Genomic DNA, 14,357 nt, shown 5'->3' with positions numbered 1-14,357 from the left:
AAGGCTCCCAGTAGACGACTGGGTTGATAGGCCAGGTGTGGAAGACCGGTAACGGTTGGAGCTGACTGGTACTAATAGGCCGAGGGCTTGTCCTCAGTTGCTCGCGTCCACTGTGTTAGTTCTGAAGCAACGAACAGTTGCTGGTTTGAGCAGAACCACCTTAATTGAAAAGTGTGCTTGTTCGCTCGAAACCGATAGGGTTTCGGTGGTCATAGCGTTAGGGAAACGCCCGGTAACATTTCGAACCCGGAAGCTAAGCCTTTCAGCGCCGATGGTACTGCATGGGGGACCGTGTGGGAGAGTAGGACGCCGCCGAACAATATTTCAAGGACCCTTGGTCCCAGCGTTCACGCTGGGACCAAGGGTCCTTTTTTGTATTTCTGCCGAAGCGCGCCGGTCCGCCGGTTGCGCGAGAATGACTGCGGTACCTGAAGACAGGAGTCACGTCGATGCCCACCAACTACCCCGACGACCGTTCGGGTGGCGACCGCGGCGGTTTCCGCCGCGACGACCGACGCGGTGGCCCCCGCCGTGATGACCGCGGCCCGCGCCGCGACGACGACCGCGGCGGCCGTCCGGCCGGCGGCGGCGGTGGTTTCCGCGGCGGTCGTGACGACCGTGGTGGCGACCGTCCGTCCTTCCGTCGTGACGACCGTGGCGGCGACCGCGGTCCCCGTCGTGACGACGACCGCGGTGGTTTCCGCGGCGGCCGCGACGACCGCGGTGGCGACCGTCCCTCCTTCCGTCGTGACGACCGCGCCCCGCGCCGTGACGATGACCGTGGCGGCTTCCGCCGTGACGACCGTCGCGATGACCGCGGCCCGCGCCGCGATGACCGCGGTGGGCGTCCGGCCGGCGGTGGTTTCCGCGGCCGCGACGACCGTCCCTCCTTCCCCCGTGACGACCGCGGCCCGCGCCGCGATGACGACCGTGGCGGCTTCCGCCGCGATGACCGTCGCGACGACCGCGGTGGCGACCGCCCGTCCTTCCGCCGTGACGAGCGCCGTGACGACCGTGGCGGCTTCGACCGCGGCCCGCGCCGTGACGACGACCGGGGCGGCTTCCGCCGTGACGACCGTCCGTCCTTCCGTCGTGACGAGCGCCGTGATGACCGCGGCCCGCGCCGTGATGACGACCGCGGCGGCTTCCGCGGCGGCCGCGATGACCGTGGTGGTGACCGCCCGTCCTTCCGTCGCGACGACCGTCGCGACGACCGTCGCGACGACCGTCGCGACGACCGTCGCGACGACCGTCGTGACGACCGTGGTGGCGACCGCGGTCCCCGTCGTGACGACGACCGCGGTGGCTTCCGCGGCGGCCGCGACGACCGTGGCGGCGACCGTCCCTCCTTCCGTCGTGACGAGCGTCGCGACGACCGTGGCGGCTTCGACCGCGGCCCGCGTCGCGACGACGACCGCGGCGGCCGTCCGGCCGGCGGTGGCTTCGGTCGCCGTGACGACCGTGGTGGCGACCGTCCCCCCTTCCGTCGCGACGACCGCCGTGACGACCGCGCCCCGCGCCGTGACGACGACCGTGGCGGCTTCGACCGCGGCCCCCGTCGTGAGGACGACCGTGGCGGCTTCCGCCGTGACGACCGTCGCGATGACCGCGGCCCGCGCCGCGACGACGACCGCGGTGGTTACCGCGGCGGCCGCGACGACCGCGGCCCCCGCCGTTCGTTCCGTGACGACCGCCAGGGCGGCGGCTACCGCGGCGGCCGTGACGACCGTTCCGGCGGCTACGGGCGCCGTGACGACCGCGACCGGGACCGCAGCGACCGCGAGCCGGTGAAGCGCCTGCCGATCCCCGACGACGTCACCGGTGACGAGATCGACGCGGACGTGCGGCAGGAGCTCATGAGCCTGCCGAAGGGCCTCGCCGAAGAGGTCGCCCGCAACCTCGTCATGGTCGCCAACCTGCTCGACGAGGACCCGGAGCAGGCCTACGCCTACTCCCGGATCGCCCTGCGTCTCGCCTCCCGCGTCGCCGCGGTCCGCGAGGCCGCCGGCTTCGCCTCGTACGCGACGGCCAAGTACTCCGAGGCGCTCGCCGAGTTCCGTGCCGCCCGCCGCATGACCGGCTCCGTCGAGCTGTGGCCCGTGATGGCCGACTGCGAGCGCGGCATGGGCCGCCCCGAGCGCGCGCTGGCCATGGCCGGCGAGCCCGAGGTCAACAAGCTCGACAAGGCCGGCCAGGTCGAGATGCGCCTGGTCGCCGCCGGTGCCCGCAAGGACATGGGCCAGACCGACGCCGCCGTCGTGACGCTGCAGAGCCCCGAGCTCGCCTCCAACTCGGTCCAGCCGTGGACCGCGCGCCTGCGCTACGCGTACGCCGACGCGCTGCTGGACGTCGGCCGCGAGGCCGAGGCCCGCGAGTGGTTCGCCAAGGCCCTCGAAGCCGACCAGGGCGGCCAGACGGACGCCTCCGACCGCCTCGCGGAGCTGGACGGCGTCGAGTTCACGGACGCCATGGTCGAGTCCGAGGACTCCGAGGACGAGGTCACCGAGGTCACCTCCGGCGAGGAGTCCGTGGAATCCGAGGAGTCCGGCGCCGCCGAGGCTGCCGAGAAGTCCGAGGAAGCCGCGGAGAAGCCGGCCGAGGCCGAGAAGCCGGTCCAGGCCGAGAAGTCCGCCGACGCCGACAAGGCCGCCGACGACAACAGCTGACCCCTCGGGGCAGTGACCAGGCAATAGCGAAGAGGGTGGCATCCCGTTCCCGGGGTGCCACCCTCTTCGTGTTTCGTGCGTTCGGCGTCGTTCAGTTCAGGGCCAGGCTCCGCAGCACCAGCCCCGTCGCCGGCTTGGGCCCGAACGAGGTGGACTTGCGCGGCATGGTCACGCCCTGTTCCGCCAGCTCCCGGACCACGTCCTCCTTGACCGGATGCATCAGCACCGCCGTGCCGCCGTGCCGCTCGGCCTGCTTCACGGCCGCCGCCGTCTCGTGGATGTAGCCGATGTGCTCCGGGTCGTCCGGCACCCGCCACACGTGCTCCAGCAGGACCGAGTGCAGGACCGTGGCGTCCAGAGTGCGCCACGCCTCCGGGCGGTCCGCCGGGACCAGGCGGGCCAGCACGGCCGGGTCCGGGCGGTCGAGGAGGTGGAAGCGGCCGTCGCCCGCCAGGACGAAGGCGTTGCCGGGCCTTTCCGACGCCTCCGCCAGCGCGTCGAGCGCCGCGGGCAGCGGCCCGTCGAGGGTGCGGACGCGGAAGACGCCCTCCACGGCGGCCAGGGCCTCGGCGACCGGCAGCCGGTGCAGCAGGCGGTGGATGGCCCGTACCCGCAGCGGGTAGCGGGCGGTGTCCACCAGCAGCACGAGGCCGAAGTCCCAGGGGCCGGGCGCGGGCTGCTCGGCGCGCAGCCGCAGGTACGTCGCCCAGCGGTGGTGGCCGTCGGCGATGAGGGCGTGCTGCTGCGAGAGGTCCTTGCCGATCAGTTCGAGGTCGTGCGGGTCGGTGATGGACCACAGGCGGTGCGCGTAGCCGTCGTCGGTCGTCGTGGACAGCAGCGGCGGCGTGGCGGTGACGCGGTCGATGACGCCCGCCGCGCCCGTCGTGCTGCCGTTGCCCCGGTAGGAGAAGAGCAGCGGTTCGAGGTTGGCCCCCGTGTCGCGCATGAGGGCCGCACGGTCCTCGACGATGTGCGGCATGACGTCCTCGTGGGGGAGGACGACGCCCTCCTCACGGGGGCTGAGGCGCAGTGCGCCGATGAGGCCCCGTTGCAGTATGCCGCCGCCCCGCTGCTCGTACACGTACAGCGCGGGCTCCGGGTCGGGGGCCAGGACCTGCTCGTCCTGCCAGCGGCGCAGCGTCTCCGCGGCCAGCCGGTGCCGGTCGGCGGCGCTCGCGGCCTGGGGGAGGATCAGCCGGACGATGTTGTGCGGGTCCGCGGTCTCCAGGTGACGCAACCCGTCGGGCCGTACGACGACGTCGTACGGTGGCGAGGTGACGGCGGCGAGGCTGCCGACCCGCTCCGGGACATAGCGCAGCCCTCGGAAGGGGGCGAGTTGAAGTCCTTGCCCTGCTTTCCCTGCTCGGCCTGGAGTGCTCATTGGGAAATGTTATGTCTCATGGCCCCGTGAGCAATGATCGTGGAAGAGACGTACAGCACAAGGAGCGAGTACAGGATGAATCAGACCGTCCGGACGCGGCCCGACGGCAGCGAGCGGCCCCTCGGCGAGGCCTACGACACGGCGCTGCTCGACCTCGACGGCGTGGTGTACGCGGGCGGCGAGGCCATCGCGCACGCCGTCGAGTCGCTGGAGACGGCCCGCGCGGGCGGGATGCACCTCGCCTACGTGACGAACAACGCCGCGCGCACCCCGGAGACGGTGGCCGCCCACCTGACCCGGCTGGGCGTCCCGGCCGAGCCCTCCGACGTGATCACCTCGGCCCAGGCCGTGGCGCGGCTGATCTCCGAGCAGGTGCCCGCCGGCTCCCGGGTGCTGGTGATCGGCGCCGAGGGGCTGCGGGTGGCGCTGCGCGAGCGCGGGCTGGTGCCGGTGGACTCGGCGGACGACGACCCCGCCGCTGTCGCGCAGGGCTACGGCGGGCCGGACATGCCGTGGTCGCGGCTGATGGAGGCGTCGTACGCGGTGGCGGCGGGCGTGCCGTGGTTCGCCTCCAACACCGACCTGACGATTCCCAGCGGGCGCGGGATCGCCCCGGGCAACGGCTCGGCCGTGGAGGTCGTCCGGATAGCCACGGGCGCGACGCCGCAGGTGGCGGGCAAGCCGCAGCCGCCGATGCACCGGGAGACGGTGCTGCGGACGGGCGCGGAGCGGCCGCTGGTGGTCGGCGACCGGCTCGACACGGACATCGAGGGCGCGAACGTGGGCGGGGTGGACTCGCTGCTGGTGCTGACCGGTGTGACGACGGCCGCGCAGCTGGTTGCGGCGCGGCCGGAGCATCGGGCGACGTATGTGGCGGCGGATCTTCGGGGGCTGCTCGTGGCGCAGCCGCCGGTTGTGCCTGTCGCGGGTGGATTCCGGTGCGGGGGGTGGACCGCGTCTGTTGACGGGGGTGCGCTTGCCCTTGAGGGGGACGGGGATTCTGTGGACGGGCTTCGGGCGCTTTGTGCTGTCGCGTGGACGGCTGCGGGGGGCGGGGTTTGTGAGCTGGACTCCGCCAAGGCGGTGGGTTTGCTCGGGCTGTGACGTGGCTGGGGCGGGTGGGGGGTTTCTCCCCTGACCCGCCCCTTCCCGTAACTGGGGCTGCGCCCCAGACCCCCTTGGCCTCAAACGCCGGCCAGGCTTATTTCCTAGCTGAGCTCGGCCAGCAAGTCCTCCTCCGTCGCCCCCCTGCGCCAGTAGCCCGTGAAGGTCACCGTGCGGCGGTCCAGGCACCGGTCGTTGACCAGGTGGCGGCGGAGGCCGCGGACCGTGCCCGATTCGCCGGCCAGCCAGGCGTAGGGCTTGCCGGCGGGGAGGTCCGCGGCGCGGACGGCGCTCAGGACCGGCTCGGCGGCGCCCCGTACGAGCCAGGTGATCTCGGCGGCGGCGTCCGTGGGCAGGTCCTGGACGTCCTCCGCGTGGGGGACCTCGATCCAGACCTTGGCGGGCGTGCCGGCCGGGAGCCAGGCGAGGATGCCGGCGACGGCCGGCAGCGCGGTCTCGTCGGCGGCGATCAGGACCCAGTCCGTGTCCGCGGGCGGCTGGAAGTCGACGCCGCCGTTGTCCTCGACGACGGGGGCGAGGACGGTGACCGCGTCGCCGGGGCGGGCGGCCTGGGCCCAGTTCGTGGCGGGGCCGCCGTGTCCGTCGGCGTCGCCGTGGACGGCGAAGTCGACGTCCATCTCGTCCGGCCCGTACCGCATGTCCCGCACGGTGTAGGTGCGCATGAAGGCTCGTACGGCCGGGTCCTGGGCCCGCCACTCGGTGAACCAGGTCTCGTCGCGGGCGGCGGGCAGCACCGGCGCGTCCTGGCCGGGCTGCGGCAGGAACAGTTTGAAGCGCTGGTCGCGGCCGCCGGCGACGACGTCACGGAGCTCCTTGCCGCCGAAGGTGACCCGCACCATGGCGGGGCTGATCCGCTCGGTGCGGAGAACCTCCAGGTCGAAGAAGCGGTACGGGAGGGTGGTGGGGCTGGCCATGCGAGGTGTTTCCCTTCGCTTGTCAGGCGACCTTCTCGGCCTTCTGGACCGCTTCGGCGAGGGCCTCGACGAGCGGTGCGCAGCCCGCGTACGAGTAGCGCGGCTCGCTGAGCCAGGGGCTGACCTGGCCGGCCTTGACGGCGGGCAGCCCGGCCCAGGTGGGCTTGGCGGCGAGGTCCTTGGGCTGGAGGGCGGAGGTGCGGTTGTCGAGGAGGATCAGGTCCGCGGCGTACTTGCCGGCGTTCTCCCAGCTGAGGCTCTCGAAGAAGCCGCCGGTGACCTTGCCGGGGGCGACGAAGTCGACGCCGAGGGACTTGAAGTAGGCCAGGTCGGCGTAGACGCCGGGGTCGGAGACGTAGAGCAGGTCGGCGGAGCCGGAGGCGGCCATCACCTTGAGGCCCTTGTTGGCCTGGGCGGCCTTGCGGAGGGTCTCGGAGGCCTTCTCGAAGCGGGCCTTGGCGTCGGTGACCTGCTTCGCCTTGAGGTCGGCGCCGAGGGAGGCGGCGAGTTCGGCGTAGCGGCCGATGACGTGGGTGAGGGACACCTTCGAGACGTTGATGCCGACACCGGGGGCGAAGCCGAGGATCTTCTTCTTGCTCTCGTCCGGCACGTACCAGAGCTCGGTGCCCTGGATCATGTTGGTGACGAGCAGCTCGGGGGAGAGGGCGGCGTACTTCTCGACGTTGAACTCGCCCCAGGCGTTGCCGAGGACGGTCAGCTTGCCGACGTCGAGGTCGCCGGCCTGGGGGTCGGGCTTGCCGCCCTTGAGGACGGTCGGGCCGAAGACGGCGGTGCACTCGACGCCGAAGTCGTGGAGGGCGGCGGCGGTGCCGGTGAAGGCGACGACCTTCTTGGGGGTGTGAGAGGCCTTCGCGGTCTCGCCGCGGTCGTCCTTGAACGTCCACGGGCCGGAAGCGGAATCTGAGTCCCCGTCCGTGGAGCCCTTCGAGCCGCCACCTCCGCAGGCCGTCAGGAGGGCGCCGGCACCGAGGGCCCCACCTGCGGCCAGCAGGCCGCGGCGCGAGAGGAGGGAGTTTCGAAGGGTGCGGGGGGTGCTCATGGTGGTGCGCTTCTCTCAGGAACGAGGCAAGAACGGGGGGAGTTAAGGGTAGGCTAACCTAAGGCTTGTGTTGGTTGACAGCCCCCCCGAGCCCCCGGCGGATACCGCTCCGCTACCGCCGCAGATACCCCCGGCAAGCCGTAAGCGGAATGCCGCCCGGGCCGCCGGTCTGCTCGCGGCGACCGGTCTGCTGCTGCTCGTCGCGGTCGCGAGCGTCGCCATCGGCGCCAAACCGCTGCCGCTGGAGGCGGTCTGGCACGGGCTGTTCCACGCCTCGCACGGCGAGGCCGACGTCATCGTGCGCGACGTCCGCCTGCCCCGCACGCTGCTCGGCCTGCTCGCCGGCGCCGCCCTCGGGCTCTCCGGCGCCGTGATGCAGGCCCTCACCCGCAACCCGCTCGCCGAGCCCGGCATCCTCGGCGTCAACGCGGGCGCCGCGGCGGCCGTCGTATCCGCCATCACCTTCCTCGGCGTCAGCTCGGCCGGCGGCTACGTGTGGTTCGCCCTCCTCGGCGCGGCCGTCGTCTCCGCCGTCGTCCACGTGCTCGGCGGCAGCCGCGGCGCCACGCCCGTCCGGCTCGCGCTCGCCGGCACCGCCGTGACGTACGCGCTCTACGGCTACGTCAACTCCGTCCAGCTGATGGACTCCGCCGCGCTCGACCGGATGCGCTTCTGGACCGTCGGCTCGCTCGCCTCCGCCGACGCGGACGTCATCCGGCAGGTCCTGCCCTTCATCGCCGCGGGCACGCTGCTCGCCCTCGCGCTCGCCCGGCCCCTGAACGCCATGGCCCTCGGCGACGACAGCGCCCGCGCCCTCGGCACCCGGCCCGCCCGCACCCGCGTCCTCGCGCTGGCCGCCGTCACCCTGTTGTGCGGCGCCGCGACCGCCGCCTGCGGGCCCATCGTCTTCATCGGCCTGATCGTCCCGCACCTCGTGCGCGCCCTCACCGGCCCCGACCAGCGCTGGATCCTGCCCTACGCGGCCGTCCTGTCGCCCGTGCTGCTGCTCGGCGCGGACATCCTCGGACGGGTCGTCGCCCGGCCCGGCGAACTCCAGGCCGGCATCGTCACCGCCGTCATCGGCGGACCCGTCTTCATCCACCTCGTACGGCGCCGGAGGGTGGCCCAGCAGTGAGCCTGTCCGCACGAACCGTCCGCACCGGCGGCGGGCTCTCCCTGCGCGTCGACGCGCGCGCAGCCCTCGTCGTCCTCCTGCTGCTGGCCCTCGCCGCGGCCGCGTCCGTGGCCCTCATCGGCACCGGCGACTTCCCCATCTCACCCGCCGACGTCCTGCGCACGCTCACCGGCGGCGGCACCCCCGCACAGGACGTGATCGTCCACGACCTGCGGCTGCCGCGCGTCCTCGTGGGCCTCCTCGCCGGCGGCAGCCTCGGCCTGGCCGGCGCCGTCTTCCAGTCCGTCTCCCGCAACCCGCTGGGCAGCCCGGACGTCATCGGCTTCGGCCAGGGCTCCGCGGCCGGCGCGCTCGTCGTCATCGTCCTCTTCCACGGCGACCCGTTCGCCGTGTCCGCCGGAGCCGTCGCCGGCGGCATCGGCACCGGCCTCGCCGTGTACCTCCTGGCCTGGAAGAAGGGCATCAACGGCTACCGGCTCGTGCTCGTCGGCATCGGCGCCGCCGCCGTCCTGACCGGCCTGCGCGACTACCTGATGACCAAGGCCGACCTCGTCGACGCCACCCGCTCCATGATCTGGATGGTCGGCTCCCTCAACGGCCGCGACTGGTCACAGGTATGGCCCCTGCTGTGCGCGGCCGCCGTCCTCTTCCCCCTCGTGCTCGGGCACGGCCGCGCGCTGCGGATGCTGGAGATGGGCGACGACGCCGCCCACGCCCTCGGCGTACGGGCCGAGCGGACCCGGCTCGTGGTGATGGCATCCGCCGTGCTGCTCACCGCCGCCGCCACGGCCGCCGCCGGGCCCATCGGCTTCGTGGCGCTCGCCGCGCCGCAGCTCGCCCGCCGGCTGACCCGCGCCGCCGGACCCAACCTCTTCGCCGCCGCGGCCATGGGCGCCGCGCTGCTCGTCGGCGCCGACTGGGCCTCGCAGCGGCTCTTCGGGGCCGACAAGCTGCCCGTCGGCGCGCTCACCGGGATGTTCGGCGGCTGCTATCTGCTGTGGCTGCTGTTCAAGGAACGGAAGGCGGGGCGGGTGTGACGGGCACCTCCGACCCTCGTAGATGACGGGCACCTCCGCCCCTCGTACGAGCATGACGACCCCTCAGCGACGATCCCCCAGCAAGGAGACCGCACCATGAGCCGACTGACGGCCGAATCCGTCACGCTCGCCTACGACCAGCGCGTCATCGCCGAGAACCTCTCGGTCGCGATCCCCGACCGGTCCTTCACCGTCATCGTCGGCCCCAACGCCTGCGGCAAGTCCACCCTGCTGCGCGCCCTCGCCCGGATGCTCAAGCCGGCCGCCGGATCCGTCCTGCTGGACGGATCCGCCATCGGCTCGTACCCGGCCAAGCAGGTCGCCCGCACGCTCGGGCTGCTCCCGCAGTCCTCCATAGCGCCCGACGGCATCACCGTCGGCGACCTCGTCGCCCGCGGCCGCTACCCCCACCAGGGCCTGCTGCGCCAGTGGTCGCGCGAGGACGAGCGGATCGTCACCGAGTCCATGGCCGCCACCGGCGTCGACGCCCTCGCCGACCGGCACGTCGACGAGCTCTCCGGCGGCCAGCGCCAGCGCGTCTGGATCGCCATGGCCCTCGCCCAGCAGACCCCGCTGCTCCTGCTGGACGAGCCCACCACGTACCTGGACATCCAGCACCAGATCGAGGTCCTCGACCTGTGCGCCCAGCTCCACGAGGAGCAGGGCCGCACCCTCGTCGCCGTCCTCCACGACCTCAACCACGCCGCGCGCTACGCCACCCACCTGATCGCCATGCGCGACGGCAAGGTCGTGGCGGAGGGCGAGCCGGGGGACGTCGTCACCGCCGAGCTCGTGGAGCGGGTGTTCGGGCTGCGGTGCCAGGTCATCGACGACCCGGAGACGGGGACGCCGCTGGTCGTGCCGGCGGCCCGGAAGGCGCGTGCGGCCGTCACCGCACGGCTGTAGGAACTATGGGTACGGGAGCGCTGTAGGAGCTACGGGTGCAGGAGCCGGATGAGCTACAGCAGCGACCGCAGCCGCAGGACGTCGCGCAGGCTCGCCTGGACCCTGACCCGGCCGGCGGCCCACGCCTTCGCGAAGTTCAGCCGCCCGTCCACCAGGGCCACCAGGTCGTCGCCCGACATCGTCAGCGCGATCTCCGCCCGCCGCTCGGGCGTGCCCGCCCGCCGCTCCACGTCCTGGATGTGCCCGCCCACGAGGTGCCCGCTGAACGTCACGTCGAGATCGGTGATGTGGCAGCTGAGCGAGCGGTCGGGCGCGGCGGCGTCACGGAGCTCGCCCTTCGCCCCCGCGAGGCTCTCCGCCAGTCTGTCGAGTGCGGCGCGGCACTCCTCGATCGTCGCCATCACCAGGGACGGTACCGCAGCAGGCCGCGTACGCCGCAGAGGCGCCGTTCCGGGGTAGCGTCGGGGCCATGAGCGATGCGATGACTCCCGCGGGTCCGGTGACTCCTGCGGGTCCGGTGACTTCCGCGGACCCGGAGCCGAGCGAGGCCGGCGACGGGGCGGCCGAGCCCGGGCCGCGGCCGCTCGGCGTCGCCCGCACCCCGGCCGGCGACCCCGCCGTCGACGCACGGCTCGACCGGCTGGCCGACGCCGACCACCTCGCCGTGAGCGGCCACCTGGAGGTGTACGAGGATGTACACCGGGGCCTGCGGGACGCGCTGAGCGCGCTCGACCGGGTTCCCGGCCCGTCCGGGGCACCCGCCGCCCCGGGCGCACCCGCTTCGTACGACAACAGGAGCTGAACCACCCGTGGCAGTGACCCGCCCGCGACGCAGCCGACTCGACGCCGAGCTCGTGCGCCGTAAACTCGCCCGCTCCCGCGAGCACGCGAGCCAGCTCATCGCGGCGGGCCGGGTGACCGTCGGCGGCGCCGTCGCGACCAAGGCGGCCACCCAGGTCGAGCTCAGCGCCGCCATCGTCGTCACCCAGGACGAGACCGACCCGGACTACGTCTCCCGCGGCGGTCACAAGCTGGCCGGCGCGCTCGCCGCCTTCGTGCCGCGCGGGCTGAAGGTCGAGGGCCGCCGCGCCCTCGACGCGGGCGCGTCCACCGGCGGGTTCACCGACGTCCTGCTGCGCGCCGGCGCCGCGCACGTCGTCGCCGCCGACGTCGGCTACGGCCAGCTCGCGTGGTCGCTCCAGAGCGACGAGCGGGTCACCGTGAAGGACCGCACCAACGTCCGCGAGCTCACGCTGGAGCAGATCGACGACATCCCCGTCGACCTGATCGTCGGCGACCTGTCCTTCATCCCGCTCGGCCTCGTGCTGCCCGCGCTCGTGCGCTGCGCCGCGCCCGGCGCCGACCTGGTGCTCATGGTCAAGCCGCAGTTCGAGGTCGGCAAGGAGCGGCTCGGCAGCGGCGGCGTCGTGCGCAGCACCCAGCTGCGGGCCGAGGCCGTGCGCGGCGTCGCCGCCCGCGCCGCCGAGCTGGGGCTGGGCGTGCTCGGCGTGACCGCCAGCCCGCTGCCCGGCCCCTCCGGCAACGTCGAGTACTTTCTGTGGCTGCGAGCCGGAGCGCCCGAACTGGACCCGGCGGACGTTGACCGTGCAGTGGCGGAGGGGCCGCGTTGACGACTTCACAAGCAGCATCACAGGCGACAACAGCAACAGGGGCGGGGGAGCGGGAGGCGGCTGCCGAGGGCGGCCGCACCGTGTTCCTGCTCGCGCACACGGGCCGCCCGGCGGCCATCCGCAGCGCCGAACTCGTGGTCCAAGGGCTGCTGCGGTGCGGGATCGGCGTACGGGTCCTCGCCGAGGAGGCGGCCGACCTGCCGCTGCCGTCCGAGGTCGAGCTGGTCGAGGCCGGCCCGGGCCGGCCGGACGTCCTGGAGGGCTGCGAACTCCTCGTCGTCCTCGGCGGCGACGGCACGCTGCTGCGCGGCGCCGAGTTCGCGCGCCGCTCCGGGGTGCCGATGCTCGGCGTCAACCTCGGCCGCGTCGGCTTCCTCGCCGAGGCCGAGCGGGACGACCTCGACAAGGTCGTGGACCGGGTCGTCACCCGGGCCTACGAGGTCGAGGAGCGCATGACGCTCGACGTCGCCGTCCTGACCGACGGGCACGTCGTGCACACCGACTGGGCGCTCAACGAGGCGTCCGTGGAGAAGGCCGCGCGGGAACGCCTCCTGGAGGTCGTCACCGAGGTCGACGGGCGCCCGGTGTCCCGCTTCGGCGGCGACGGCGTCGTGTGCGCCACGCCCACCGGCTCCACCGCGTACGCCTTCTCGGCCGGCGGGCCCGTGGTCTGGCCCGAGGTCGAGGCCCTGCTGATGGTCCCGATCAGCGCCCACGCGCTGTTCGCCAAGCCGCTGGTGACGGCCCCCGACTCGGTGCTGGCCGTGGAGGTCCAGCCGCAGACCCCGAACGGGGTCCTGTGGTGCGACGGCCGCCGGACGGTGGAGCTGCCGGCGGGGGCGCGGGTGGAGGTGCGGCGCGGGGCGGTGCCCGTGCGCTTGGCGCGCTTGCACCACGCGTCCTTCACGGACCGGCTGGTGGCGAAGTTCGCGCTGCCGGTGGCGGGGTGGCGGGGCGCGCCCCACTGATGCGCGGCGGGGTGCCGGTCAGTGGCCTGCGCCCCGCAGCACCTCCAAAGCCCTCGCCAGCGCCGGGTCACGGTGCTTCGTGAGGTCTTCCTCCGTGAAGACGCTCGTGCGGGCGTCCGGGGCGATGCCCGTGCCGTCGTACGTCGTCCTGCCGTCCCGCGCGCTCAGGAATTCCTCGTTCGGGAGCCAGAACTGCCAGCCGTTCGGCAGGGTGCGCATGAGCCGGTCCGAGAACAGGCCCTGCGTGTTCTCGCCGATGAGCGTGGGCTTCGGGCCGCGCTGCATCAGCGCCTGCGTGAGCGTCTCGCCCGCGCTCATGGTGAGCCGGCCGGTGAGGACGGCGAGGGGACCGGTGTAGACCGGGCCGCGGTGCGGGGTGACCCGTACCGGTTCGGCCGGGGTGAACGCGCGCGGGCCTCGGGCGTCGTCGCGCGCGTGCTTGAGGTAGGCCGTGTACGGCCGGGCGGTCAGCCGCTCGGCCACGTCCAGGGCGAGGCGGTCCGAGCCCCCGCCGTTGAGGCGCAGGTCGAGGACGAGGCCGCGCAGGGCGTCCGGGCCGGTCGTGCGGGCGGCGGTGAAGACCTCGTCGAGGGCGGTGCGCAGCGCGGTCCTGTCGGCCTCGAAGTCGCCGCTCTCCCCGTACCCCTGGAACAGGGTGATGCGGAGGAAGCCGGTCCGGCCGGGGAGACCGGCGTACGTGATCTTCCCGCCGGCCCAGGAGCGCTGCGTGCCGGCGCCCGCCTTCGTGACGCTCTCGGCGACGGCCTCGTCGATCCGGGCCCGCGCCGTCGCGTCGGGGATGACGGTGTCCTGGCGGTGGCCCGAGAAGTAGCCGGCGGGGTCGGCCGGGTCGACCAGGCCGGTGTGGCCGTCGTACAGCGGCCGGATCATGTCCGACAGGATGCCGAACAGTTCGGCCTTGCCGGTGCCGGTGGTGATCCGGGGGCGGTAGCGGTCGCGGACGGCGTTCCAATCGACGTGCCGGGCGGCGAAGAACGGATAGTTCTCGGCGTAGGTCTGCCAGAACGTGTCGAAGACCGTCCGCGGGTCCGCGGCCGGGTCCGGGGCGGGGGCGTTCCGGCAGCCGGACGGCAGGGCAGGGACGCGGTGCAGTGTGCGGTGGCCCACGTTGTCGGCGAAGGCCAGCCGCGCCGTGCCGCGGTCCTGCGGGGTCACCGTGACGGCGGGCTCGCCCTCCTGCCGGAAGGGGCCGGAGGCGTCCGTACGGGCGGCGGTGAGGGCGCCGGGCAGGCAGCTCACCCGCGTGGTCTCGTACGTCCGCAGCCGGCGGCCGCCGTCCTCGACGACGGCGAGCGTGCCGTAACCGTCCATGCGCCACACGCCGTCGAGCGCTGCGGGCGCCGCCGGGCGGGGGCTGCGGGCGAGCGCGCTCGCCGTGCCGGCGGCGGTGGTCACGGCGACCGTGGCGGCGAGGAGGAGCGCGGCGGCGCGGGACGAACGCGGATGAACGGGCATATCGGCCTCATGGGGCAGGGAGGGGCGTTGCGGTCGCCATCAGACTCCTCCGCCGGGG

The 14,357-nt window shown here is 73.5% G+C and carries 14 protein-coding genes and 2 rRNA genes; 11 read left to right on the top strand and 5 right to left on the bottom strand.

The window, feature by feature from the left end; all coding sequences use genetic code 11:
- The 4 genes from D7231_RS25835 to D7231_RS25820 all read left to right on the top strand — a co-directional run.
- A 23S ribosomal RNA gene (locus D7231_RS25835) occupies positions 1 to 95 on the top strand; the annotation flags it as partial.
- Positions 96 to 201: 106 nt separating this feature from the next.
- A 5S ribosomal RNA gene (gene rrf, locus D7231_RS25830) occupies positions 202 to 318 on the top strand.
- 162 nt (positions 319 to 480) lie between these two features.
- Positions 481 to 1,791, top strand: coding sequence for a hypothetical protein (locus D7231_RS36600; protein ID WP_158673821.1), 1,311 nt, complete (start codon positions 481 to 483; stop codon positions 1,789 to 1,791).
- A 50-nt stretch (positions 1,792 to 1,841) separates the two neighbouring features.
- Positions 1,842 to 2,666, top strand: a complete 825-nt coding sequence (locus D7231_RS25820; RefSeq protein ID WP_199739458.1) for a tetratricopeptide repeat protein — start codon at positions 1,842 to 1,844, stop codon at positions 2,664 to 2,666.
- Positions 2,667 to 2,757: 91 nt separating this feature from the next.
- Here the strand turns inward: D7231_RS25820 and D7231_RS25815 are convergent, their stop codons facing one another.
- Entirely contained in the window at positions 2,758 to 4,047 is a 1,290-nt protein-coding gene (locus D7231_RS25815; RefSeq protein WP_120757917.1) for a DUF1015 domain-containing protein, read from the bottom strand.
- A 75-nt stretch (positions 4,048 to 4,122) separates the two neighbouring features.
- Here D7231_RS25815 and D7231_RS25810 point away from each other — a divergent pair, with 75 nt between their 5' ends.
- A complete protein-coding gene (locus tag D7231_RS25810; RefSeq protein WP_120757946.1) occupies positions 4,123 to 5,151 on the top strand; it encodes an HAD-IIA family hydrolase in 1,029 nt (342 codons plus the stop codon).
- Positions 5,152 to 5,255: 104 nt separating this feature from the next.
- Here the strand turns inward: D7231_RS25810 and D7231_RS25805 are convergent, their stop codons facing one another.
- Positions 5,256 to 6,086 carry a siderophore-interacting protein gene (locus D7231_RS25805; RefSeq protein ID WP_120757916.1) on the bottom strand — a complete coding sequence of 277 codons (831 nt, stop codon included), beginning with the start codon at positions 6,084 to 6,086 and terminating at the stop codon, positions 5,256 to 5,258.
- Positions 6,087 to 6,108: 22 nt separating this feature from the next.
- Entirely contained in the window at positions 6,109 to 7,146 is a 1,038-nt protein-coding gene (locus tag D7231_RS25800; protein ID WP_120757915.1) for an ABC transporter substrate-binding protein, read from the bottom strand.
- 67 nt (positions 7,147 to 7,213) lie between these two features.
- Here D7231_RS25800 and D7231_RS25795 point away from each other — a divergent pair, with 67 nt between their 5' ends.
- The 3 genes from D7231_RS25795 (at position 7,214) to D7231_RS25785 (ending at position 10,224) form a co-directional block, all read left to right on the top strand.
- Positions 7,214 to 8,281: a FecCD family ABC transporter permease gene (locus tag D7231_RS25795; protein ID WP_120757914.1), complete on the top strand. Its 1,068-nt coding sequence runs from the start codon at positions 7,214 to 7,216 to the stop codon at positions 8,279 to 8,281.
- A complete protein-coding gene (locus D7231_RS25790) occupies positions 8,278 to 9,318 on the top strand; it encodes a FecCD family ABC transporter permease (protein WP_120757913.1) in 1,041 nt (346 codons plus the stop codon). Before D7231_RS25795 ends, D7231_RS25790 begins: the two co-directional genes overlap by 4 nt.
- Positions 9,319 to 9,414: 96 nt before the next feature.
- Positions 9,415 to 10,224 (top strand): ABC transporter ATP-binding protein, encoded by an 810-nt coding sequence (locus tag D7231_RS25785; RefSeq protein ID WP_120757912.1) that lies wholly within the window; start codon positions 9,415 to 9,417, stop codon positions 10,222 to 10,224.
- 53 nt (positions 10,225 to 10,277) lie between these two features.
- On the opposite strand, the gene D7231_RS25780 is transcribed toward D7231_RS25785, so the two are convergent.
- Positions 10,278 to 10,625: an SCP2 sterol-binding domain-containing protein gene (locus tag D7231_RS25780; protein WP_120757911.1), complete on the bottom strand. Its 348-nt coding sequence runs from the start codon at positions 10,623 to 10,625 to the stop codon at positions 10,278 to 10,280.
- 68 nt (positions 10,626 to 10,693) lie between these two features.
- Here D7231_RS25780 and D7231_RS25775 point away from each other — a divergent pair, with 68 nt between their 5' ends.
- The 3 genes from D7231_RS25775 to D7231_RS25765 all read left to right on the top strand — a co-directional run bounded on the left by D7231_RS25775 (position 10,694) and on the right by D7231_RS25765 (position 12,823).
- The gene (locus D7231_RS25775; protein WP_120757910.1) at positions 10,694 to 11,026 is read left to right on the top strand and encodes a hypothetical protein; all 333 of its coding nucleotides are present in this window, start codon (positions 10,694 to 10,696) and stop codon (positions 11,024 to 11,026) included.
- Positions 11,027 to 11,039: 13 nt separating this feature from the next.
- A complete protein-coding gene (locus D7231_RS25770) occupies positions 11,040 to 11,855 on the top strand; it encodes a TlyA family RNA methyltransferase (RefSeq protein ID WP_120757909.1) in 816 nt (271 codons plus the stop codon).
- An 80-nt stretch (positions 11,856 to 11,935) separates the two neighbouring features.
- Positions 11,936 to 12,823, top strand: coding sequence for an NAD kinase (locus tag D7231_RS25765; RefSeq protein ID WP_120757908.1), 888 nt, complete (start codon positions 11,936 to 11,938; stop codon positions 12,821 to 12,823).
- A gap of 18 nt (positions 12,824 to 12,841) precedes the next feature.
- Here D7231_RS25765 and D7231_RS25760 read toward each other — a convergent pair whose 3' ends face one another.
- Positions 12,842 to 14,299 carry a S41 family peptidase gene (locus D7231_RS25760; RefSeq protein WP_120757907.1) on the bottom strand — a complete coding sequence of 486 codons (1,458 nt, stop codon included), beginning with the start codon at positions 14,297 to 14,299 and terminating at the stop codon, positions 12,842 to 12,844.
- Positions 14,300 to 14,357 lie beyond the last annotated feature (58 nt).

The organism is Streptomyces klenkii (genome assembly GCF_003626645.1).
Lineage (GTDB): Bacteria > Actinomycetota > Actinomycetes > Streptomycetales > Streptomycetaceae > Streptomyces > Streptomyces klenkii.
This window is presented reverse-complemented; position numbering and strand designations above follow the sequence as displayed.

Excerpts from the sequence above, each read along its gene's own strand:
- D7231_RS25815 (WP_120757917.1), bottom strand. The coding sequence starts at position 4,047 with ATGAGCACTCCAGGCCGAGCAGGGAAAGCAGGGCAAGGACTTCAACTC.
- D7231_RS25810 (WP_120757946.1), top strand. The coding sequence starts at position 4,123 with ATGAATCAGACCGTCCGGACGCGGCCCGACGGCAGCGAGCGGCCCCTC.
- D7231_RS25805 (WP_120757916.1), bottom strand. The coding sequence starts at position 6,086 with ATGGCCAGCCCCACCACCCTCCCGTACCGCTTCTTCGACCTGGAGGTT.
- D7231_RS25800 (WP_120757915.1), bottom strand. The coding sequence starts at position 7,146 with ATGAGCACCCCCCGCACCCTTCGAAACTCCCTCCTCTCGCGCCGCGGC.
- D7231_RS25785 (WP_120757912.1), top strand. The coding sequence starts at position 9,415 with ATGAGCCGACTGACGGCCGAATCCGTCACGCTCGCCTACGACCAGCGC.
- D7231_RS25780 (WP_120757911.1), bottom strand. The coding sequence starts at position 10,625 with ATGGCGACGATCGAGGAGTGCCGCGCCGCACTCGACAGACTGGCGGAG.
- D7231_RS25775 (WP_120757910.1), top strand. The coding sequence starts at position 10,694 with ATGAGCGATGCGATGACTCCCGCGGGTCCGGTGACTCCTGCGGGTCCG.
- D7231_RS25760 (WP_120757907.1), bottom strand. The coding sequence starts at position 14,299 with ATGCCCGTTCATCCGCGTTCGTCCCGCGCCGCCGCGCTCCTCCTCGCC.